The sequence below is a fragment of the Caenispirillum bisanense genome (assembly GCF_039523075.1).
Lineage (GTDB): Bacteria > Pseudomonadota > Alphaproteobacteria > Rhodospirillales > Rhodospirillaceae > Caenispirillum > Caenispirillum bisanense.
Genome location: NZ_BAAAEP010000035.1, coordinates 20,976 through 42,779 on the forward strand (window position 1 = coordinate 20,976; position 21,804 = coordinate 42,779).

Genomic DNA, 21,804 nt, shown 5'->3' on the forward strand with positions numbered 1-21,804 from the left:
ATGAGCCAGTCCATCCCGTCCTCCCCGACCGCTCTCGGCGGCGCGCCCCGCAAGGTGCAGCGCGGCAGCCGGCAGATCCGCTACCTCGCCCAGTTCGTGCTGCTGGAAGAGAAGGGCATGTCCTGGCTGGCCGGTGCCGCCGTGCTGCTGGTGGCGGTGCTGGTCACCGGCTTCGTCGCCTGGGCCAGCCTCATCCGCATCGACGAGGTGGCGGTGACCTCCGGCTCCGTCGTGCCGCGCAGCAAGGTGCAGGTGGTGCAGCACCTGGAAGGCGGCATCGTGCGCGACATCCTGGTGGAAGAGCGCCAGATGGTGGAGGCCGGCACCGTGCTCGCCCGCCTCGACCCGGTGCAGGCGACGGCGGAGCTAGAGCAGATCCGCGCCCGCCGCGCCAGCCTGAAGCTGCGGGAGGAGCGCCTGCGCGCCTTCATGTTCGGCCGCGATCCCGACTTCAGCTTCATCGAGCCGCGCTTCGCCCACCTGATGGCCGACCAGATGAGCATCTTCCGCGCCGGCCACGACCGCTGGGAAAGCCAGCGCGCCGTGCTGGAAGGCGAGATCATGCAGAAGCAGGCGGAAGCCAACGCCGCCGCCCGCCAGATGGAGTCGGTGCGCCGCCAGGTGGCGCTGCTGGGCGAGGAAGTGGAGATGCAGCGCACCCTGTTCCAGCAGGGCCATGCCTCCAAGGTGCGGTTCTTCGAGGTCCAGCGCGAGAAGGCGGCGGCGGAAAGCGAGCTGTCGCGCCTGGAAGGGCAGAAGGAAACCTCGGAAAAGGCGGTGGTGGAACTGACCCAGCGCATCAACGACCTGGACAACAACCAGCGCCAGGACGCCGTGGGTGAACTGGGCACCGTCACCGCCGAGCTGGTGCAGGTGGAGGAAGCCCTCGGCCGCGCCCAGGACATGGTGCAGCGGCTGGAGATGGTGTCGCCGGTGCGCGGCTATGTGCAGAACCTGCAGGTGCGCAACGCGGGCACGGTCATCCCGGCCGGCGGCGTGCTGATGGAGGTGGTGCCGGTCGACGACGAACTGCGGGTCGAGACCAAGATCGCCACCCGCGACGTCGGCCACGTCACCGCCGGCCAGCCGGTGAAGATCAAGGTGTCGAGCTATGACTTCGTGCGCTATGGCAGCGTTGCCGGGCGGCTCGAATACGTCTCCGCCACCACCTACGTCGACGAGCAGACCGGCCAGCCCTACTACAAGGGCATGGTGACCATGGACCGCGCCTACCTCGGCGAAAACCCCGAGGAAAACCGCATCCTGCCGGGCATGACCGTGCAGGCCGACGTGGTGACCGGCGAGAAGACGCTGCTCGAATACCTGCTGAAGCCGATTTACGTGTCGCTGGCGCACGCCTTCCGCGAGCGCTGAGGCCGACGAGCGCGGCCGAGCCCGCGCCCGTCATGCTGTTTCCGATCCACGCGGTCCGTGCGGGGCCGTCACGACGTCCGAGGGGGAGTAGAAGCGATGGCCGAGAACGACGATCGCAACCAGGTGGTCTATGAACCCAACGCCGAGGGTACCGGCGACGGCGGCCAGAGTGCCGCCGAAGGCCTGCACATCCACGGCCAGGGCCACGAGGCGCTGGAGGATGGTGTCGAGCATGTGGGCGAACGGGGCGGCCTTGGCGGCACCGAAGACATCTTCGCCAATGCCAATGTGCAGACCGGCCGCCGCTCCACCAACGAAGGCCTGCTGGCCGGTCTGCCGGGCGAGGGGGAAACGCTCGACGACCAGTCGCCGGTGATCGTCGACCCCTACACCCCGAGCGAGACCGACAACACCGTCGAGTCCGAGTTCGACGCCGTGCCGGTCGGCCGCGCCCGCGAGGCGACGGCGCGCGACGAGGATGACGAGGACGAGGAAGACGAGGAAGCCCAGCGCACGGTCGAGCCCGATGTCGGCTCCCTGCCGCCGGGTCAGGCGCCGGCCGCCGCCCAGAACTAGGCCTTCGCGGCGCCGCAGGCCTCGCCGTTCGTGACCGGCGAGGACATCGACCTCTCCACCCCGCCGCCGGCGACCAGCAGCGAGCCGGAAGCGCCGGCCGCCCCCGAGGTCGTCACCGATGACCCGCCGGTGGTGACGCCGCCCGCTCCGCCCACCGGGGGTGATACGCCGGTGGATACGCCGGACCCCCGCCAGGCGCAGACGCCGACTCTACTGGTGGCCGATGCGGCCGGTGTGGAAGACCTCGCCATTCGGCTGAACATCACGGTCGGGACCAACGATACCGACGGCGGCAACGAGACGCTGACGGTCATCATCCGCGGCGTGCCGAACGGCTTCTCCTTCACCGATGGCGGCGGGGCCGCGGTCGGCTCCGCCATGGGCGGCGGCGCTTGGCTGATCCCCACCGACAAGCTGGCCGACCTGTGGTTCGTGCGGCCGGAGCACTACAGCGGCGAGGTGCCGCTGGTGGTGGAGGTGACCTCGCGCGAGGTCACCGGCCATACCTCCACCGTCTCCACTCCGCTGACCGTGCAGATCGAAGCGGTGGCCGACGCCCCCGACCTGTCCGCCGTCGATTCCGCCGGCACCGAAAACGAGTGGATCGCGCTGTCGGTCAACTCCGCCCTGGTCGATGCCGACGGGTCGGAGACGCTGACGGTCTACATCACCGACGTTCCCCCCGGCGCCCAGCTGAGCGCCGGCACCCAGCTGACCGAGGCCCTGGACCTGCCCGGCGGCCTGACCCTGCCGGTGGGCACCTGGGTGCTCAGCCCGGGCGACCTGGGCGACCTCAAGGTGCTGCCGGCGGCCAATGATTCGGCCGACTTCACCCTGAAGGTCTATGCCGTTACCGAGGAAGCGCTGAACGGCGACCGCGCCGTCTCCGGCCCGGCGGAAATCAACGTCGACGTGGGCGTCGTGGCGCCGTCGGTCGGCGGTACCGGCGGCGGCCGCGAGGACGAATGGGCCGACGTGTCGCTGTCGGCGGCGGTGAATGCCGGCGACGGCAGCGAACGGCTGTTCGTCTACATCGAAGACCTGCCCGCCAACGTGCTGATCCAGCTGAAGGACGGCACGGCCCTGGCGCAGGACGCCGACGGCCGCTACATCGTCCCCACCGACCGCCTGAACGACGTGCAGGTGCGGTGGGATCCGGCGACGGCCGAGCACTCCGACGCCGACATCAGCTTCAACGTCCGCGCCGTGGTGCAGGACGTGGACGTCGGCACCGACCGCGAGACGGCGCGCGACACCAACCAGTCGGTTTCGGCGGTGACCGTGACCGTGTCGGCGGTGGCCGATGCCCCCACCGTCACTGCTGGTAGCACCGCCGCCGGGGTGGAGAACACCGCCATCGCCCTCGACGTCAGCGCCGCCCTGGTGGATGCCGACGGCTCGGAAAGCCTGATCGTCTACATCACCGGCGTGCCGGACGGCGCGGTGCTGAGCAAGGGTGCCATCGTCACCGATCTGCCGGCCGGCGTCACCGCCGTCGGCGGCACCGTCACCTGGGCCATTCCGGTCGCCAGCGCCGCCGATCTGGCCGGGCTGACGGTCACCCCGCCGACCGATGATTCGCGCGACTTCACGCTCAAGGTCTATGGCGTTTCCGAGGAGACCAACCCGACCGAGGCCGGCGACGTGGCGGTGCCGCAGGCGGTGACCGGGCCGCGCGACATCCACGTCGACGTCGGCGTGGTGGCGCCGGCGGTGAGCGTCAGCGGCAGCGGCCTGGAAGACCAGTGGGCCAACGTGACCCTGGACTCGGCCATCAACGCCCGCCTCGGCGATGGGTCGGAGACCCTGACGGTCTACCTGGAGAACGTGCCCTCCAACGTGCTGGTGCGCTACGCCGATGGCACGCCGGTCACCTTCACCGGCGGCCGCTACGTCATCGACGGCGAGCAGGCGGGCCTCGGCCTGCAGATGAAGTGGGACAGCCCCGCCCACACCGATGCCGACATCACCTTCGACGTCCGCGCCGTGGTGGTCGACAGCGACGGCGACAGCAACGAGACGGTGGTGACCGGCGTCACCGTCGCCATCGACGCGGTGGCCGACGAGATGACCCTCGCCGGGTCCGGCCGCGGCAACGAGGACACCGACATCCCCGTGGCCGTGCGCATCGACCTGATCGACCAGGACGGCAGCGAGCGTCTGCTCGGCCAGGACGGCAGCCAGCCCGGCTCCGTCTGGCTGGTGTCCAGCAGCACGGCGCTGGCCGCCGGCACCCTGTCGCTCGGCGGCCTGGTGATCACCGGCCGCGCTGTCACCGGCTATGCCGCCGACGGCATCACGCCGCTGTTCGACGGCGACACCCCGCTGGCCGGCGACGACGGCAAGCCGGTGCTGGCCTATGAACTGCCGGCCACTGCCTTCACGCCGGTCACCGCCGGCGGCGCCACCCTCGGCTACAACGGACCGGCAGGGCTGACCTTCCGGCCGGAGGAGCATTCCGACGCCGACGTGTCGTTCACGGTGGTGGCGACGGTGCTCGACAACGACGGCTCCGTCCGCGCCTCCAGCGGCAGCGGCAGCATCGAGGTGGTGGCGGTCGCCGACGCCCCGACGCTGACGGTGAAGAACGCCGCCGGCATGGAGAACAAGCCCATCGCGCTGGAGATCGACAGCGCCCTGGTCGACCGTGACGGCTCGGAAACCCTGACGGTCTACATCACCGGCGTGCCCGCCGGCGCCGTCATCGCCAAGGATGGCGCCGCCCTGACGGCGGTGACCGCGCCGGTGACGGTCGGCGGCATCACCATGCCGGCCGGCTCCACCTATGCCATCGTCATCACCGCCGACGACGTGGCGGCGGACAAGCTGGCGGGCCTGACCGTCACCTCGCCGCTCAACAACAGCTCCGACTTCCAGCTGAAGGTCCATGCCGTCACCGCCGAGGCGCGCGACGGCGACGTGGCGGTGAAGTCCGCCAGCCTCGACGTCCACGTCGGCACCGAGGCGCCGACCCTGACCATCGCCGACGTGGTGATGTCGGAGCGCACGTCGCTGTCCGACAACTGGCAGGCCATCGACATCCAGGCCATCGTCAACGCCCAGCACAAGGTGGACGGCAGCGCCGGCGACACCGAGACGCTGAAGGTCATGATCTACGACGTGCCGGCCGGCGTGCGCCTGCAGGCCAACGGCACGGTGCTGACGCCCGACAGCAGCGGCAAGTACGTGCTGACGCAGAGCATGCTGACCAGCGTCAAGATCTCCACCGAGATGCACAACGACGCCGATTTCTCCTTCAAGGCCAAGGCCCTGGTGGAGGATGTGGATGTCGGCACCAGCTGGGAGACCCCGGCCGCCGATGCCACGGCGCCGGACTCCGCCTGGAGCGACGAGGTGGTGGTCAACGTCACCGTCAAGGCGGAGGCCGATGCCGCCAACCTGTCGGCCAGCGGCGTCGGCGTCGAGGACAAGCTGTTCAAGCTGAACCTGGCGTGGAGCGCCAAGGACGCGACGGAAAGCGTCACCGACGTCAAGCTCTCGGGCCTGCTCGCCGACACCACCATCCAGTACAAGGACACGGTGACCGGGCAGACCGTGACGGTCACCGTCGGCAGCGACGGCGTGGTCGACCTGACCACTGCCGATCAGTCGACGGTCATGGCCAAGTGGCCGGAAAACAAGAACAACTTCGTCAACAGCAGCACCGGCCACAAGGGTGAGCTGACCCTGTCGGTGACCACCACCGAACACGGCTCGGCCGACGGCGGCGGTCAGATCGGCGCCGCCACCCACACCACCAGCACCACCTTCAACGTCCGGGTGTTCGGCGATGCCGACAAGCCCTATGGCGATACCGACGAGGCGGTGAAGATCATCGCCGAAGATGACTGGCACCGGGTGAAGTGGGGCGCCGACGACGCCGATGGCGTCGATGGCAAGCTGGCGAGCGGCGACGTCTTTGCCGCCCTGCGCGACCTCGACGGCTCGGAAGACATGGTCATCCGCATCAAGCCGACCGTCACCGGTTCCCGCCTTGCCATCAGCACCGACGACACCATCACGTCCGGGGAGATCAAGGCGATTGGCGGCAGCGGCTACTGGGAAGTGTCCTACAGCGACATTTCCGGGGGCAGGGTCCACCTGCAGGCGCCGCCCAACTGGTCCGGCGACAACCTGTCGTTCGAGTTCACGGCGGTATCGCGGGAAAGCGACCGCAACGTCTCCACCGCCGGCACCGGCGTCACCCGCTCCGGCACGGCGACGGAAGTGATCGGCACGCTGAACTTCAAGGTCACCCCGGTCGCCGACAACGTCACCCTGGGCACGGTGGCGGGCGGCAACGAGGATGGCGCCGGCCGCGACATCACCGTCACCCCCACCGTCACCCTGCAGGACACCGACGGCTCCGAACGGCTGACCTCGGTGGTCATGGTGTCGTCGGACCCCAACCTGGCGGTCGGCAGCGTGCTCATCGGCGGCGCGGCGGTGACCCGTCTGGCCGTCACCGGCTATGACGACAAGGGCTTCCCGGTCCTGGGCGGGCCGGACGACGTGCCGGCCACCGATGCCGCCGGCAACCAGGTCTACGCCTGGGTGCTCGACGGTGCCTTCAACCTGGGCAGCCCGCGCACGTCCTACACCGGCAGCGGCATCACCGTGCTGCCGAAGGAACACAGCAGCCAGGAAATCAAGTACTCCCTGGTCGCCGAGGTGACGGAAACCGCCAACGGCGCCACCCAGAAGACCATGGTCACCGATCGCGTCATCACCATCGACGCGGTGGCGGACAAGCCCGACCTGGTGCTCACCGGCCTGAAGGAAGAAGCCGGCCAGCGGGTGATCGAGGGGCGGGAGGATACCGCCATCTCGCTCGGCATCGACGCCAGGCTGGTGGACCGCGACGGCTCGGAAGTGCTGGGCGTCACCGTCAGCGGCGTGCCCGCCGGCTGGGTGATCGGCTACCAGACCGCCGACGGTAAGGTGGTGGAAGCCGCCCGCCTGGGCGACGGCACCTATGACCTGGGCGGCGACCCCGACCGGCTCGCCACCGTGGTGGTGGTGCCGCCGAAGAACCTGCACACCGAACTGTCGGGCGGCGGCGCCAATGCCGCCCCCACCTTCACCATCACCGCCACCGCCACCGAAACCGGCAGCGACGGCGCCGTGGCGGTGAAGACGGCCACCTCCACCGAAACCTTCAAGGTCATCGTCCAGGCGGTGGCGGACGAACCCTTCCTGGTGGTCCGCGACGCCCGCGTCAACGAGGACGCCGGGCCGGTGAAGATCAACATCACCGCCGACGTCACCGACAAGGTGAACGCCGAGCAGCTGACGGTCTTTGTCAAGGGCGTGCCCGACGGCGCCAAGCTGATCGGCGCCGGCGGCGTGGTGATCACCGAAACCGTCGAGATGAACGGCGAGACCTGGTACGTGGTCACCGACCATGTCCACGACCTGAAGGTGGAGCCGAAGGAGCATTCCAACGACGACTTCAACCTGACGGTCCGCGCCGTCTCCACCGAGTCGAGCAACGGCGACACCGCCCACAACGACGCCACCGTGCGCGTCACCGTGGTCGGCACCGTCGACAAGCCGACCTGGAACGGCACCGTCGTCACCGACTCGGTGATCCCGGTCGACGTCGGGGCGAAGGAAGACGGCGGGCCGTTCAACCCCGGTCTCGGCAAGCTGGGCACCGAGGACACCGACGGCTCGGAAACCATCACCCTGGTGCTGCGCGGCATTCCGGCCGGTGTCGAGATCTTCATGGCGCCGGGCTCCGAGCAGTTCATGAAGTACATCGGCGGCGGCCGCTGGGCGGTCGACGGCGCCCACCTGGACGACGTGCGCATCGTGGTGACGGACAAGAACTTCTCCGGCACCAAGGACGTCGCCATCGACCTGGTGGTGACGGAGAACGACGGCGCCACCAAGACCTTCACCCATACCCTTGAGGTGCAGATCGACCCGGTGGCCGACGCCCCCAGCGTCTCGCTGAGCGGCGGCGGGGCGGAGGACAGCTTCGGCGCCGCCGGCGTGCCGGTGACCATCACCGTCCTGCCCACCGACACGGTGTTCGAGGCGGAGCAGATCACCCACATCTCCGTCGACTTCGGCGACATGGGCCTGACCGGCCTGAAGGCGGAGATCATCGGCGTCGACGGCACCACCACGCGGGTGGTGGACATCGGCGGCGGGGTGGAATTCGACCTGAGCGGCCCCGACCTCGCCACCTTCTACGACGCCGCCACCGGCAAGATGGGCGAAATCCGCATCACCGGCCTGCCGGATCACTGGTCCGCCGACATCCCGGTCACCGTCAAGGCCACCTCGGCCCATGGCGATGGCGAAGGGAAGATAACGATGCTGGCAACGAGCGTAGAGATTTACGCCGTGGCCGACCCGGCGAAAGTGTTCACGGTCACGCCCAGCGATGCCGCAGTCGCCAGCGGCAACAAGATCGCGCTCGGCGTCGACCTGCAGTTGGCCGACACCGACGGGTCGGAAAGCCGTTACCTCATCGTCGAGGGCGTGCCGGAGAATGCCCGCCTGACCGGCGGCTTCAACGCCGGCAACGGCCGCTGGATCGTCTCCGGCGATGCCATCGACAGCCTGCAGGTGGAAGGCGCCGGCGGCGTCAGCGGTACCCTGAAGGTCATCGCCATGGTGCGCGACCTAGACCCCGACGACCATGCCGTCACCACCTGGAAGAGCGAGCCGATCACTGTGCCGATCAGGTTCGACGGCGACGGCAGCGGTGGCGGCACCCTGCCCGGTCCGCTCGACGACTTCGTCGAGCTGTACGACCTGCGCGGCAAGGAAGACGAGCCGGTGGTGCTGCGTGGCACCACCACCCGCGACGGCGCTGCGGCTCCGTCGGACGTCTCGGCGGTGATCCTGACCATCCTCACCGTTGGCGTCACCGTTGCGAGCACCACCAAAGGCGCCTTTGCCTACTATCAGGACGAGCACGGCAACATTGTCATCCCGGTGGAGAGCCTTAAGAACGGCTTGGTCCAGCTGACTCCGCCGCAGGACTCCGACGCGCCCATCTCCTTCACCATGCAGGTGGTGGTGCAGGGGGGGGAGGGCGACTTCCGCAGCGACACCATCATGCGCGACACCCCGAAGATCATTCCCATCAAGGCGGTGGTCGACGGCGTCACCATCTCGTCCGACGTGGAAGGCAAGAGCTTCGCCGAAGACACCGAGTCGGTGGCCGTTTCCCTGAAGATCGCCCCGAACGAGCGGGCCAACTTCAGCGAGACCTTCACCGATGACGAGCCCAAGATCGTCATCCGCGCCACCGGCCTGCCGGTCGATGCCAAGCTGGAACTGAACGGCGTGGCGCTGACCCAGGACTCCGACGGCGCCTATCGCATCGACGTGTCGGCCTTCGGCGCCAACGTGGCCGATCCCAAGTCGGCGCTGGCCGCCGGCACCACGCTGGAACTGTCGGGCCTGACGGTGAAGCCGCCGGCCGACTGGCACGGTTCGGTGACGCTCGACGTGTCGGTGTCCATCAGCGACAACGGCACCGACCCGGAAATCTCCGCCGGCAAGATCGCCTTCAAGGTGACCCCGGTGACGGAAACCGGCACCTTCACCCTGCCGACCGAGCCGGTGATGGCGACCGAGGACACCGCCTTCGACATCACCGCCACCCTCAACATCGGCGACCGCATCGGCAGCGGTGCGGCGCATGCGTCGGAATACGTCTCCGTCGTCATCCGCGGCGTTCCGGAAGGCGCGGTGCTGAGCGGCGCCAGCAACAACGGCTCCTACACCGTGGGCGGCGTCACTTATACCGAGTGGGTGGTGAAGGACGGCAACATCGCCGCCGACGGCGCGCTGACCGGCGTCAAGATGACGCCGCCGGCCGACTGGTCGGGCACCATGACGCTGGAGATCAAGGCCTTCACCATGGAGGGCGACGTCCGCCAGCCGGTGGAAGCGGCCAGCGGCACCTGGCAGGTGGTGGTCAAGGGCGTGGCCGACATGGCCTCCATCGACCCGCAGAACGTGCCCGATGCGCTGGAGGATACGCCCACCAGGCTCACCCTCAACGCCCAGCTGTCGGACCTGACCGGCGAGACGCTGTGGGTGGTGATCAAGGGCGTGCCGGCCGGGGCCGCCATCACCGATGCGGCGGGCAACAAGCTGCTGCAGGTGCAGGTGGGCAGCGACGGCAAGGCGCTGTTCGATGCCGACGGCAACCCGGTGACGGTGGCCGCCGGCGGGGCTGAAACGGGCGTTTGGGTGGTCGATCAGGCCCATGCCGACAACGCCCACTTCCTCGGCGCCGAGAACTTCTCCGGCACCGTCAACCTGACCGCCTACGTGGTCACCAAGGAAGACGGCACCACCGCCACCTCGCCCGAGCTGCCGTTCAAGGTGACGGTGCAGGGAGTGGCCGATGCGCCCGACCTCGACCTGCCGACCGCTCCGGTGGTGGGCGCCGAGGATCAGGCCCGCGGCGCCGACGGCCTGCCGGTGGCGTCCAGCGGCATCGCCCTCGGCCTCGCCGCCCGCCTCAACGACCCCGACGGCGAGACGCTGAAGCTGATCATCACCGGCGCGCCGGCCGACACCCTGTTCTTCGGCAAGGGCACCACGCCCTATGTGGCGGAACTGATCGGCAGCGATCTGGTGTGGACCATCGACGGCGGCGACATCGCCGACCTGCGCATGGTAACGCCGCCCGACTGGAACGGCACCATCACCCTCGGTCTCGAAGCCCGCGCGCTGGAAGGCAGCACCACCGCCTCCACCTTCGCCAGCCTGGATGTGGAGGTGACGCCCACCAACGACGCGCCCACCATCGGCGCCCATACCACCGGCCAGATCATCGGCAACGGCGGCGATCCCATCCGCATCTTCCCGGATGGCGACGGCACCGGCGCCTCGGTGGTGATCGCCGACGTGGACGTGGGCGATTACTTGAAGGCCATGATGGTGGCCATCACCAACGGCCGCCAGCCGGGGGACACCCTCGGCATCACTGGCCAGACGGTCACCTTCAACCCTTACAACGGGCGTCTGGAGGTGGAGGTCGACGGGGCGCAGATCGCCATCAGCTATGAGGCGGGCACCAACACGCTCACCTTCTCGGGCGATGCCAGCCACGCGGTGTACCAGAAGCTGGCGGAAAGCGTGATCCTGACCAGCGGCGACGGCACCCTGGACGCCGGCGTGCGCGACTTCACGGTCACCGTGGTCGACAGCGCCGGGGCCACCGGCACCATCACCGCCCAGGCCAACATCCAGGACGACCTGACCCTGGACGACGGCGCCCGCGGCAACCTGTTCTTCACCACGGCCGATACCGCCACCCTGGTCGGCACCGGCGGCGACGACCTGTTCGTCTACGGTGTCGGGGCTGATCCGGCCAATGCCGTTACCGTCATCGACACCGCCGGCGGCGCCGATACGCTGGTGATGATGGACAGCACCGGCGCCGGCAGCAGCTGGATCGAGGAAGTGGAAGGCCCGGCCACCATCACCATCACGCCCACCGACGGCACCGGCGGGCTGGTCTACGAGGTGGAGGTCGACAAGGCCGGCGGCACCGACGGCGGCTCCGCCGACAGCGGCAGCGGCTCCGGCGGCGATGCCGGCGGCAGCGGCGGCGACGACAGCTCGGGCACCGTCACCTTCGACGACCATGCCGGATCGGCCGGCGGCAGCAGCAGCGAGCCGGAGCCGGTGCTCACCTGAGCCACCGGCGCCTGCCGGCCGCCTCACCCCGGGGCGGCCGGAGACGGCAAAACCTTTTCAGCGGCGCGGACCCGAACAAGGGTCTGCGCCGTTCTTCTTTTGCGTGCGGCAGTGCGGCGGGGCCCCCTTCGCCAGCATGGAAATTTCACGGTGACACTGGTGCCGCCCGGCCTAAGCCCCCAGATTATTCCCGTGAGGCGCAAGAAAGTGATGAAAGAAAAGCGTCTTCGGCGTTACCCTGAAATCCAGGGCATGGCTGGCGAGGGTATCGCAGGGACCGGCCGCCCAGGCTCCGCCAAGAGAGCACCGACCCGCCTGGGGTCGTCCGCGCTGCCTGCGAAACGTCGCAAGACTGAAGCGCTCTTTTACCCAGTAGCAGTCGAACGGGACCGTGCCAATTCGCGGTGAATTGGGGGCAAGGCGCATGCACGTTCGGACGGGCATGCCGCACTGATCGGACAAACCTCGCAGGGAGAGTCGGATGGTTCTGGCTGACGAACTTTTCAGGGACTTCGTGAGCAGCTACGAGGGCCGCCGCGAGACCGTGATGTCTCTTGGCGAATACCTTGAAGGGTGCCGGGAAGACCCGATGATGTACGCCACCGCTGCCGAGCGCATCCTGGCCGCCATCGGCGAGCCGGAGGTGGTGGACACGGCCAAGGACCCGCGCCTCGGCCGCATCTTCATGAACCGCACCATCAAGGTCTATCCGGCCTTCTCCGAGTTCTACGGCATGGAGGAGACCATCGAGCGCATCGTCAGCTTCTTCCGCCACGCGGCGCAGGGGCTGGAGGAGCGCAAGCAGATCCTCTACCTGCTCGGGCCCGTGGGCGGCGGCAAGTCGTCGCTGGCGGAGCGCCTGAAGGCGCTGATGGAAGCCCACCCGATCTATGTGCTGAAGGCCGGCGACGAACTCAGTCCGGTGTTCGAAAGCCCGCTCGGCCTGTTCGAACCGGAACGCCTGGGGCCGATGCTGGAAGACCGCTACGGCATCCCGCGCCGGCGCCTCACCGGGCTGATGAGCCCGTGGTGCGTCAAGCGGCTGGATGAATTCGGCGGCGACGTTTCCCGCTTCAAGGTCGCCAAGCTTCACCCGAGCCGGCTGCGCCAGATCGGCATCGCCAAGACGGAGCCGGGCGACGAGAACAACCAGGATGTCAGCTCCCTGGTCGGCAAGGTGGATATCCGCCGCCTGGAACTGCACGCCCAGAACGACCCCGATGCCTACAGCTACTCGGGCGGGCTCAACCGCGCCAACCAGGGCATGCTCGAATTCGTCGAGATGTTCAAGGCGCCCATCAAGATGCTGCACCCCCTGCTGACCGCCACGCAGGAAGGCAACTATGTCGGCACCGAAAACATCGGCGCCATCCCGTTCCAGGGCATCGTCATGGCCCACTCCAACGAAGCGGAGTGGCAGACCTTCAAGAACAACAAGAACAACGAAGCCTTCATCGACCGCATCTACGTCATCAAGGTGCCGTACTGCCTGCGGGTGACGGAAGAGCAGAAGATCTACGACAAGCTCATCACCAACTCGGAACTGGCGGCGGCCCCGTGCGCGCCCGGCACCCTGCAGATGCTGGCCCGCTTCGCCGTGCTGTCGCGCCTGCGCGAGCATGAAAACTCCAACGCCTACAGCAAGATGCGGGTCTACGACGGCGAAAGCCTGAAGGAGGTCGATCCGCGCGCCCGCTCCCTGCAGGAATACAAGGATGCGGCGGGTGTGGACGAGGGCATGAACGGCATCTCCACCCGCTTCGCCTTCAAGGTGCTGGCGGCCACCTACAACCACGACACCCAGGAGGTGGCGGCCGACCCGGTCCACCTGATGTATGTGCTGGAACACGCCATCCGCCAGGAACAGCTGCCGGACGAGGCCGAGAAGCGGTACATGGAGTTCATCAAGGCCGAACTGGCGCCGCGCTATGCCGAGTTCATCGGCCACGAGATCCAGAAGGCCTATCTGGAGAGCTATCACGACTACGGCCAGAACCTGTTCGACCGCTACGTCGACTATGCCGACGCCTGGGTCGAGGACCAGGACTTCAAGGACCCCGATACCGGCCAGCTGCTGGACCGGGCGCTGCTCGATCAGGAACTGAGCAAGATCGAGAAGCCGGCTGGCATCGCCAACCCCAAGGACTTCCGCAACGAGGTGGTGAAGTTCGCCCTGCGGGCGCGGGCCAGCAACAACGGCAAGAACCCGGAGTGGACCTCCTACGAGAAGATCCGCACGGTCATCGAACGGCGCATGTTCAGCCAGGTGGAGGAACTGTTGCCGGTCATCAGCTTCGGCTCCAAGAAGGACAGCGACACCGACAAGAAACACGCCGATTTCGTGGAGCGCATGATCGAACGCGGCTACACCGAACGCCAGGTCCGCCGCCTGGTGGAGTGGTACATGCGGGTGAAACACGCCGGGTAAGGCGGAGACGGCGACGGTGGCGAGGCAGGATAGGACCTCTTCATGCACATCATCGACCGCCGGCTCAATCCGAAGGGAAAGAGCCTGCCGAACAGACAGCGCTTCCTGCGCCGGGCGAAGGCCCTGATCCGCAAGGCGGTGCACGAAAGCAGCTCGCAGCGCGGCATCCGCGATGTGGAGCAGGGCGGGGAACTGTCCATCCCGCGTGACGGTGTCAATGAACCGGGCTTCGCCCACGGCCGCAGCGGCGGATTGCGCAACCACGTGCTGCCGGGCAACAAGGAGTATCTGGAAGGCGACAAGATCCCGCGGCCGCCCCCCGGCGGCGGCGGGCGGGGCAACGAGGGCAGCCCCGACGGCGGCGGCGAGGACGACTTCCGCTTCATGCTGTCGCGGGACGAATTCGTCGACCTGTTCCTGGAAGACCTGGAACTGCCCGATCTGGTGAAGCGGCGCCTCAGCACGTCGGAAAGCACCAGCCTGCAGCGGGCGGGCTATGCCGCCTCCGGCTCGCCGGCCAACCTGGCGCTGGCCCGCACCATGCGCAACAGCCTGTCCCGCCGGCTTGCCCTGAAGCGCCCGCGGGCCGCCGAGATCCGCGCCCTGCGGGAGGAGATCGAGGCGCTGGAGCGGACCGGCAAGGACCCGCGCCGGCTGGCCGACCTGATGGAGCAGCTGGAGGGCCTGCTCGCCCGCACCATCCGCATCCCCTACGTCGATCCGCTGGACGTGCGCTACAAGCGGTTCGAGAGCGTGCCGAAGCCCATCGCGCGGGCGGTGATGTTCTGCCTGATGGACGTCTCGGGCTCCATGACCGAGGACATGAAGGATCTCGCCAAGCGGTTCTTCATGCTGCTGCACATCTTCCTCACCCGGCGCTACCGCCATGTGGACGTGGTGTTCATCCGCCACACCCACGTCGCGCAGGAGGTGGACGAGGACACCTTCTTCCACAGCCCGGAAACCGGCGGCACGGTGGTGTCGACGGCGCTGGAGGAAATGGCCCGGGTGGTGCGCGAGCGTTACCCCACCTCCGACTGGAACATCTATGCCGCCCAGGCGTCGGACGGCGACAACACCTCCATCGACGCCCACAAGACGGCGGCGCTGATGGCCGACGTCATCCTGCCGGTGTGCCAGTACTACGCCTATATCGAGGTCGGCCGCGACGACGACTTCATGCCCGCCGGCCCCATCCGCCGCGACACCGACCTGTGGCGCACCTACAAGGTGCTGATCAAGCCCGGCGCACCGCTGGCCATGCGCAAGGTACGCCACCGCCGCGACATCTTCCCCGTGTTCCGCGACCTGTTCCAGCGCGATGCCGAACCGTCAGCGAAGGAGGTGACATGAGCCCAGCGCCCGCGGCCCCTGCCGTCGCCACCGACCGGCCCAAGCCCCTCTACACCGGCGCCGACTGGGATTTCGACACCCTGCGCCGGGTGCACGCAGCCATCGAGGAGATCGCGATCGGCGAACTGGGGCTCGACGTCTACCCCAACCAGATCGAGGTCATCACCACCGAGCAGATGCTCGACGCCTATTCGTCCTCGGCGTTGCCGCTGCTGTACAAGCACTGGTCCTTCGGCAAGCACTTCGCCCAGCATGAAATGCTCTACCGCAAGGGCATGCGGGGGCTCGCCTATGAAATCGTCATCAACTCCAGCCCGTGCATCTCCTACGTGATGGAGGAGAACTCGGCGACCATGCAGACGCTGGTCATCGCGCACGCGGCCTTCGGCCACAACCACTTCTTCAAGAACAACTACCTGTTCCGCCAGTGGACCGATGCCGAGAGCATCCTCGACTACCTCGCCTTCGCCCAGAGCTACATCGCCGATTGCGAGGAACGCCACGGCCAGACGGCGGTGGAGCAGTTGCTGGATGCCGCCCACGCCCTGAACAGCCAGGGGGTGTTCCGCTACCCGCGCAAGAAGACGCCGGACCTGCGGTCGGAGGAACTCCGCGCCCGCGAGCGGCAGGAGCATCAGGAGCGCATCTACAACGACCTCTGGCGCACCGTGCCGCAGGCGCCGAAGACCGCCGCCGACGCCTCCGCCGAGGAAAACCGCCGCCGCTCCCTGCTGCAACTGCCGCAGGAGAACGTGCTCTACTTCCTGGAAAAGACGGCGCCCAACCTGAAGAACTGGCAGCGGGAAATCCTGCGTATCGTGCGCAACATCGCCCAGTATTTCTACCCGCAGCGCCAGACCAAGGTGATGAACGAGGGCTGCGCCACCTTCGTCCACCACACCATCATGACCCGCCTGCACGACCGCGGCCTGATCACCGACGGCGCCTATCTGGAGTTCCTGCAAAGCCACACCAACGTGGTCTTCCAGCCGGAATTCGACGATCCGCGCTATTCCGGCATCAACCCCTACGCGCTCGGCTTCGCCATCATGAAGGACATCGAGCGCATGTGCCTGCACCCCACCGATGAGGACCGCGAGTGGTTCCCCGCCATCGCCGGATCGGGCGACCCCATGGCGGTGCTGCGCGACGTGTGGGCCAATTACCGCGATGAGAGTTTCGTGCTGCAGTTCCTCGGCCCGCAGGTGATCCGCGACTTCCACCTGTTCGAACTGGAGGACGATGCCGACGAGCCGGTGCTGGCGGTGGCGGCCATCCACAACGAACGCGGCTACCGCCGGGTGCGGGAGATGCTGGCGCGCCAGTACGACATCGCCTGGGCGGACCCGGACATCCAGGTCATCGACGTCGACCTGGCGGGCAACCGCCGGTTGGTGCTGCAACACCGGGTGGTGAACGGCATCCTGCTGGACGAGGCCGGCGCCAAGGCCGTGCTGCGCCACCTCGCCAACCTGTGGGGCTACGACGTGGTGCTGCAGGAGGTGGATGCGGTGACCGGCATGGTCATGAAAGACCACGAGGCGGTGCCGCGGCGGCGGTTCGCCTAAGGCCGGGGTGGGTTTTTGAACCACCAAGACACCAAGACACCAAGAGGCGGGGGCAGGCGGGAGGCGCCGGTCCCCGCCACGCCCTGCGCAGCAGAGTATTCATGCCTTCGGCGAAGACGTGGTGAAGCGCCAAGGCCGGGTGACGATGCGCCGGCAGGCTCCTCCGCCTTGGTGTCTTGGTGTCTTGGTGGTTAAAAAGCCCCGCCTCCGCCTCACTCCGCCGCCATGGGCACGTAGGGCAGGGGGCCGCGGCCGACTACCCGCAGCGCCCGCACGAAGGTGGAGACGCTGTGGCTCGGCAGCGGCATGAAGGCCTTGCACGAGCGGCGGCAGCTGCGCTTGATGCGGTCGACGGCGTCGTGGCTGATGCAGGTGACCGGGCATAGCACCGCGTCGGCCTGCGACAGGGCGCCGTCCAGCCGTTCCGACCCGTCCTCCAGCCCGCCGTCGTGGTGGATGAACTCGCCGTTGTGGCGGTCGACGATGGCCTTCAGGTGGGCCACCGTCCGCCCCATGCCGCCGACATAGAGGATGCGGCGGCGGGCGAGGTCGAAGGGCTCGTCGTTGGCGGCGGCCGGCGGCGCGGCCGGGCGGCCGGCGATGGGGCAGCCGGCGGTTTCGCACAGGCGCAGTTCCAGGTCGGCGGTGCGGGCAACGAGGCGGGCGTTGTGCTCGGTCAGTTCGCCGATTTCCTCCCGCAGACGGTCCAGCTGGCCGGTCAGGCGGTCGACGCGCAGGCGCAGGCGGTCGCTTTCCGCCTTCTCGTCGCGCAGGGCCTGCCGCGCCTCGGTGATGGCGGCGCCGCTTTCCAGGTCCGCCAGCCGCTGCTCCAGGTCTTCCGCCCGGCGGCGGTGCAGGTCCATCATCGCCAGATCGTGGCGCAGGGCCGCTTCGGTGGTGCGCCAGCGGCTGCGCTCGGCGCCCAGGGCCTCGACCTCGGCGGCGCGGTCGGCCAGCTGGCGTTCCAGCTCCGCCTGCCGGCGCATGTCCACCCGCTGCGAGGCGCCGGACAGGTGCGACAGCATGTGGACCTCGCCATAGGCATGCTGGCGCAGCAGGCCGCAATCCACCGGGTGCGACATCAGCGCCCAGTAGGCGCCGGGTACGTCGCCGCTGTCCACATGCTGCTTCCACAGGGCGGCGAGGTCTGCCTCCGTCTCGGCGCGGGCGAAGCGGGCGATGTGGGCCGGAAAACGCTTGTCCAGCGCCTTGGTCACCAGCCGCGACAGCAGGCGGGACGAGCCGCAGTGATGCACCACGGCGCCATGGACGTGGTAGTCATCGGCGCTGGCGGAAAGGTCCATGCGCGCCTTGGCGGCGATCTTGCGCAGATCGGCCAGCGGCAGGCAGGTGCCGATGATGCTGCAATGCCACTTGCCCGGAATCTCGTCGATGCGACGGCGCGTCATCTGAAGGCGGATGAGGGACACGGCGGACCTCGCTCGGCTGCGGAGTTATGAAACTGATAATCATTCTCAACACAGGCGGGATCCGGAGGCAAGGCCTTTTTCCGGGCGGGACGAGGGGCGGGAAGGGGGAGGGGACGGGGTCAGGGCAGGGGGACGGGTTCCGCCGTGCGCACCGCCGCCAGCCGCTGCACCACGCCGGTGCCGCAGGTGTCCACCTTGCCCTGCTCGAAGCCGACGGTCTGAAGGCCCGGGAAGGCGGACAGCAACTCGCCGGCGGTGAGCAGGTGATCGGGGTTGCGCGGGCGGCCGTAGGCCTCGTTGCCGACCATGAAGGTCTCGTAGATCAGCACCCCGCCGGGGGCGACCGCTGCCGCCAGGGCGGGGAACAGCGGGCGGAACAGGTAGTTGGTGACCACCACCGCATCGAAGGTGCGGTCGGGGAAGGGCCAGGGGGAGCCGTCCTCCAGGTCGTAGGACAGGATCTCGGCCTGCGCCCCCAGGTCCGCCAGCAGGGAGGTGTCGCGGTCGACGCCGGTGACGCGGAAGCCGCCCTCGGCGAACCAGCGCAGGTGACGGCCCCAGCCACAGGCGACGTCGAGGACCGTACCGCCCTCCGGCACCAGCGCGCCCCAGCGCCGCACCCAGGGCGACGGCGGAGTGGTGCCGGCGGGCTTGCTGCGCTGCTGCTGGCAGGGGGTGGCATCCATGGCGGGCGAGGCCTCCGGCAAGGGCATCCTGTTCGGCGAGCTTGTCACGACCGGGCACCTGCGGTAAAGCTGGCGCACGTCTGAACGGGTCGGGCCGCCATGATTCTCTACGATCTGCTGTGTTCGAACGAGCACCGCTTCGAGTCCTGGTTCCGCGACAGCGCCGCCTATGACTCCATGGCCGCCGCCGGCGCCGTCGAGTGCCCGGTGTGCGGCGACACCAAGGTGCGCAAGGCGCTGATGGCTCCCGCCATCGGCCGCAAGGGCGCCACCCGCGCCGCCACTCCAGCGACCGAGGCCGCTGCTGCCGCCGGCGCGGCGGCTCAGCCGCCTGCCCCTGCCGCCGCCGCCACGGCCATGATGGCCGGCGACCACGGCAAGGCGGCCGAGACCGTGCGCAAGCTGGCGGAGGCGCTCGGCCAGCTGCAGAAGGCGGTGCAGGACAACTGCGACTACGTCGGCGACCGCTTCGCCGAGGAAGCGCGCCGCATCCACTACGGCGAGACGGAAACCCGCGGCATCTACGGCGAGACCACGCGCGAGGAAGCCGAAGCCCTGCGCGAGGAAGGGGTGGCCTTCGCGACCATCCCCTGGCGCCGCCCGGTTTCCTGACGCCCTTCGGAAGGCCCTGCCTTGAACAGACTCTCCCTGCAGCCGGTCCTCTATGTGATCGGTCTGCTGATCACCGTCGTCGGGCTGGCGATGCTGGTGCCGGGCATCGTCGATCTGGCCTATGGGGACATCGACTGGCGCGGGTTCTTCATCGGCGGCGGCTTCACGGTGCTGGTCGGCGGCATGCTGATCACCACCAACCGCACCAGCACCATCACCATGTCGCTGCGGCAGGCCTTTCTGCTAACGGTGTTCGGCTGGGTGTTCACCGCCGGTTTCTCGGCCATCCCCTTCGTCTTCTCCCGCCTTGATCTCAGCTACACCGATGCGTTCTTCGAGGCCATCTCCGGCCTGACCACCACCGGGTCCACCGTGCTCATCGGGCTGGATACCGCGCCGCCGGGCGTGCTGGTGTGGCGCAGCGTGCTGCAGTGGCTGGGGGGAATCGGCATCATCGTCATGGCCATCGTGCTGCTGCCCTTCCTGCGCGTCGGCGGCATGCAGCTGTTCCGCATGGAAAGCTCCGACCGGTCGGAGAAGGTGATGGCCAAGGTGAACCAACTGGGGCTGGCGACCCTGGCGGTCTATGTGGTGCTGACCGTGGTGTGCGGCGTGCTCTACAGCCTGGCCGGCATGACGCCGTTCGAGGCGATGAACCACGCCATGACCACCCTGTCCACCGGCGGCTATTCCACCTCCGATGCCTCCATGGGGCATTTCGACAGCGCGCTCATCCACTGGATCGGCACCATCTTCATGGCCGCCGGGGCGCTGCCTTTCGTGCTCTACCTGAAGATGGTGCGCGGCGGCCTGCGCCCGCTCATCCACGACAGCCAGGTGAAGGCCTTCGTCGGCTTCCTCGGCTTCGTGACCCTGTTCCTCGCCGCCTGGCTGGCGGTGGACGAGGGGATCGGCTTCTTCCGGGCGCTGACCCTGGTGGCCTTCAACGTGACGTCGGTGGTGACCACCACCGGCTATGCCACCACCGACTACACCCTGTGGGGCGCCTTCGCGGTGGCGGCCTTCTTCGCCCTGACCTTCGTCGGCGGCTGCAACGGCTCCACCGCCGGCGGCATCAAGATCTTCCGCTTCCAGGTGTCGTGGACGCTGTTCACCAGCCACCTGCGCCGCCTGATCTCGCCCAACGCGGTGGCGCCCCGGCTCTACAACGGCCAGCCCATCGGCGAGGAAGTGGCGGGATCGGTGCTGCTGTTCTTCTTCGTCTACGTCGGCACCGTCGGCAGCATCGCCCTGCTGCTGGGCCTGTGGGGCCTCGATTGGGTGACGGCCATCTCCGGCGCCGCCACGGCGGTGTCCAACGTCGGCCCCGGCCTCGGCCCGATCATCGGCCCGGCCGGCAACTTCGCCACCCTGCCGGACGGCGCCAAATGGCTGCTGAGCGCCGGCATGCTGCTCGGCCGCCTGGAGTTCTTCACCGTCCTGGTCCTGCTGGCGCCGCGCTTCTGGCGGGATTGAGCGGCGCCGGAGCAGCTCAGGCGGCGCGGGGCGTCACCTTGCGGCGGATCTCCTCGCCGGAGGCCACGGCAGCGGTTTCCAGGTCGAAATCGCGCTGCATGTTCAGCCAGAACTCGGGCGTGGTATCGAAGTAGCGGGCGAGGCGCAAGGCCGTGTCGCCGCTGATGCCCCGCCGTTCCTTGATGATCGCCTGGATGCGGCTGACCGGAACGTCGAGAGCCTTGGCGAGGGCATAGGCCGAGAGGCCGAGCGGCACCATGAATTCCTCGCGCAGCTGCTCGCCGGGATGGATGGGGGGTAGGTCGCGCACGCGTGCCCTCCTCAATGATAGTCGACGATCTCGACCCGCTCGGCGCCGCCGTCGCGCCAGACGAAGCAGATCCGCCACTGCCCGTTGATCCGGATGCTGTGCTGGCCGGCGCGGTCGCCCTTCAACGCCTCCAGCCGGTTGCCGGGCGGCGCGAGCAGGTCGCGCAGCTCCCGCGCCTGATGCAGCAGCCGCAGCTTGCGCTGGGCACTGCGCTGAATGTCCGGCGGCAGGCGCTTCGACAGCCGACCATGGAAGAGGCCTTCGGCATCCCTGTCGATGAAGTCACGGATCATCGTGCAGTATACCCGCGTCG

12 protein-coding genes are annotated in these 21,804 nt (G+C 68.4%); 8 read left to right on the forward strand and 4 right to left on the reverse strand.

The genetic code is table 11. From position 1 onward, the window contains the following. The 6 genes from ABD056_RS15295 to ABD056_RS15320 all read left to right on the forward strand — a co-directional run bounded on the left by ABD056_RS15295 (position 1) and on the right by ABD056_RS15320 (position 16,977). Positions 1 to 1,374: an HlyD family type I secretion periplasmic adaptor subunit gene (locus tag ABD056_RS15295; RefSeq protein WP_343867983.1), complete on the forward strand. Its 1,374-nt coding sequence runs from the start codon at positions 1 to 3 to the stop codon at positions 1,372 to 1,374. A 96-nt stretch (positions 1,375 to 1,470) separates the two neighbouring features. Further along, positions 1,471 to 1,950 carry a hypothetical protein gene (locus ABD056_RS15300; RefSeq protein WP_343867985.1) on the forward strand — a complete coding sequence of 160 codons (480 nt, stop codon included), beginning with the start codon at positions 1,471 to 1,473 and terminating at the stop codon, positions 1,948 to 1,950. A gap of 30 nt (positions 1,951 to 1,980) precedes the next feature. After that, a complete protein-coding gene (locus tag ABD056_RS15305) occupies positions 1,981 to 11,628 on the forward strand; it encodes a hypothetical protein (RefSeq protein WP_343867987.1) in 9,648 nt (3,215 codons plus the stop codon). A 481-nt stretch (positions 11,629 to 12,109) separates the two neighbouring features. Continuing rightward, positions 12,110 to 14,056 (forward strand): PrkA family serine protein kinase, encoded by a 1,947-nt coding sequence (locus ABD056_RS15310; RefSeq protein WP_343867989.1) that lies wholly within the window; start codon positions 12,110 to 12,112, stop codon positions 14,054 to 14,056. A 42-nt stretch (positions 14,057 to 14,098) separates the two neighbouring features. Then, positions 14,099 to 15,409, forward strand: a complete 1,311-nt coding sequence (locus ABD056_RS15315) for a YeaH/YhbH family protein (protein WP_343867991.1) — start codon at positions 14,099 to 14,101, stop codon at positions 15,407 to 15,409. Next, positions 15,406 to 16,977, forward strand: a complete 1,572-nt coding sequence (locus tag ABD056_RS15320) for a SpoVR family protein (RefSeq protein ID WP_343867993.1) — start codon at positions 15,406 to 15,408, stop codon at positions 16,975 to 16,977. Before ABD056_RS15315 ends, ABD056_RS15320 begins: the two co-directional genes overlap by 4 nt. A gap of 212 nt (positions 16,978 to 17,189) precedes the next feature. Here ABD056_RS15320 and ABD056_RS15325 read toward each other — a convergent pair whose 3' ends face one another. Both ABD056_RS15325 and ABD056_RS15330 read right to left on the reverse strand, forming a co-directional pair. Beyond that, a complete protein-coding gene (locus tag ABD056_RS15325) occupies positions 17,190 to 18,407 on the reverse strand; it encodes a DUF2325 domain-containing protein (protein WP_343867995.1) in 1,218 nt (405 codons plus the stop codon). A gap of 119 nt (positions 18,408 to 18,526) precedes the next feature. Continuing rightward, a complete protein-coding gene (locus ABD056_RS15330; RefSeq protein WP_343867997.1) occupies positions 18,527 to 19,093 on the reverse strand; it encodes a class I SAM-dependent methyltransferase in 567 nt (188 codons plus the stop codon). Positions 19,094 to 19,192: 99 nt separating this feature from the next. Here ABD056_RS15330 and ABD056_RS15335 point away from each other — a divergent pair, with 99 nt between their 5' ends. After that, positions 19,193 to 19,705 (forward strand): DUF1178 family protein, encoded by a 513-nt coding sequence (locus tag ABD056_RS15335; RefSeq protein ID WP_343867999.1) that lies wholly within the window; start codon positions 19,193 to 19,195, stop codon positions 19,703 to 19,705. Between the two features lie 21 nt (positions 19,706 to 19,726). Beyond that, on the forward strand, positions 19,727 to 21,181 hold the full coding sequence (locus ABD056_RS15340) for a TrkH family potassium uptake protein (RefSeq protein WP_343868001.1): 1,455 nt from the start codon (positions 19,727 to 19,729) through the stop codon (positions 21,179 to 21,181). Positions 21,182 to 21,197: 16 nt separating this feature from the next. On the opposite strand, the gene ABD056_RS15345 is transcribed toward ABD056_RS15340, so the two are convergent. Beyond that, entirely contained in the window at positions 21,198 to 21,491 is a 294-nt protein-coding gene (locus ABD056_RS15345; RefSeq protein WP_343868002.1) for a HigA family addiction module antitoxin, read from the reverse strand. A gap of 11 nt (positions 21,492 to 21,502) precedes the next feature. Next, a complete protein-coding gene (locus ABD056_RS15350; protein WP_343868003.1) occupies positions 21,503 to 21,784 on the reverse strand; it encodes a type II toxin-antitoxin system RelE/ParE family toxin in 282 nt (93 codons plus the stop codon). Positions 21,785 to 21,804 lie beyond the last annotated feature (20 nt).

What these genes read in the sequence shown, in the direction of transcription:
- ABD056_RS15295 (WP_343867983.1), top strand. Translation starts at nt 1, where the DNA reads ATGAGCCAGTCCATCCCGTCCTCCCCGACCGCTCTCGGCGGCGCGCCC.
- ABD056_RS15300 (WP_343867985.1), top strand. Translation starts at nt 1,471, where the DNA reads ATGGCCGAGAACGACGATCGCAACCAGGTGGTCTATGAACCCAACGCC.
- ABD056_RS15310 (WP_343867989.1), top strand. Translation starts at nt 12,110, where the DNA reads ATGGTTCTGGCTGACGAACTTTTCAGGGACTTCGTGAGCAGCTACGAG.
- ABD056_RS15315 (WP_343867991.1), top strand. Translation starts at nt 14,099, where the DNA reads ATGCACATCATCGACCGCCGGCTCAATCCGAAGGGAAAGAGCCTGCCG.
- ABD056_RS15320 (WP_343867993.1), top strand. Translation starts at nt 15,406, where the DNA reads ATGAGCCCAGCGCCCGCGGCCCCTGCCGTCGCCACCGACCGGCCCAAG.
- ABD056_RS15330 (WP_343867997.1), bottom strand. Translation starts at nt 19,093, where the DNA reads ATGGATGCCACCCCCTGCCAGCAGCAGCGCAGCAAGCCCGCCGGCACC.
- ABD056_RS15335 (WP_343867999.1), top strand. Translation starts at nt 19,193, where the DNA reads ATGATTCTCTACGATCTGCTGTGTTCGAACGAGCACCGCTTCGAGTCC.
- ABD056_RS15350 (WP_343868003.1), bottom strand. Translation starts at nt 21,784, where the DNA reads ATGATCCGTGACTTCATCGACAGGGATGCCGAAGGCCTCTTCCATGGT.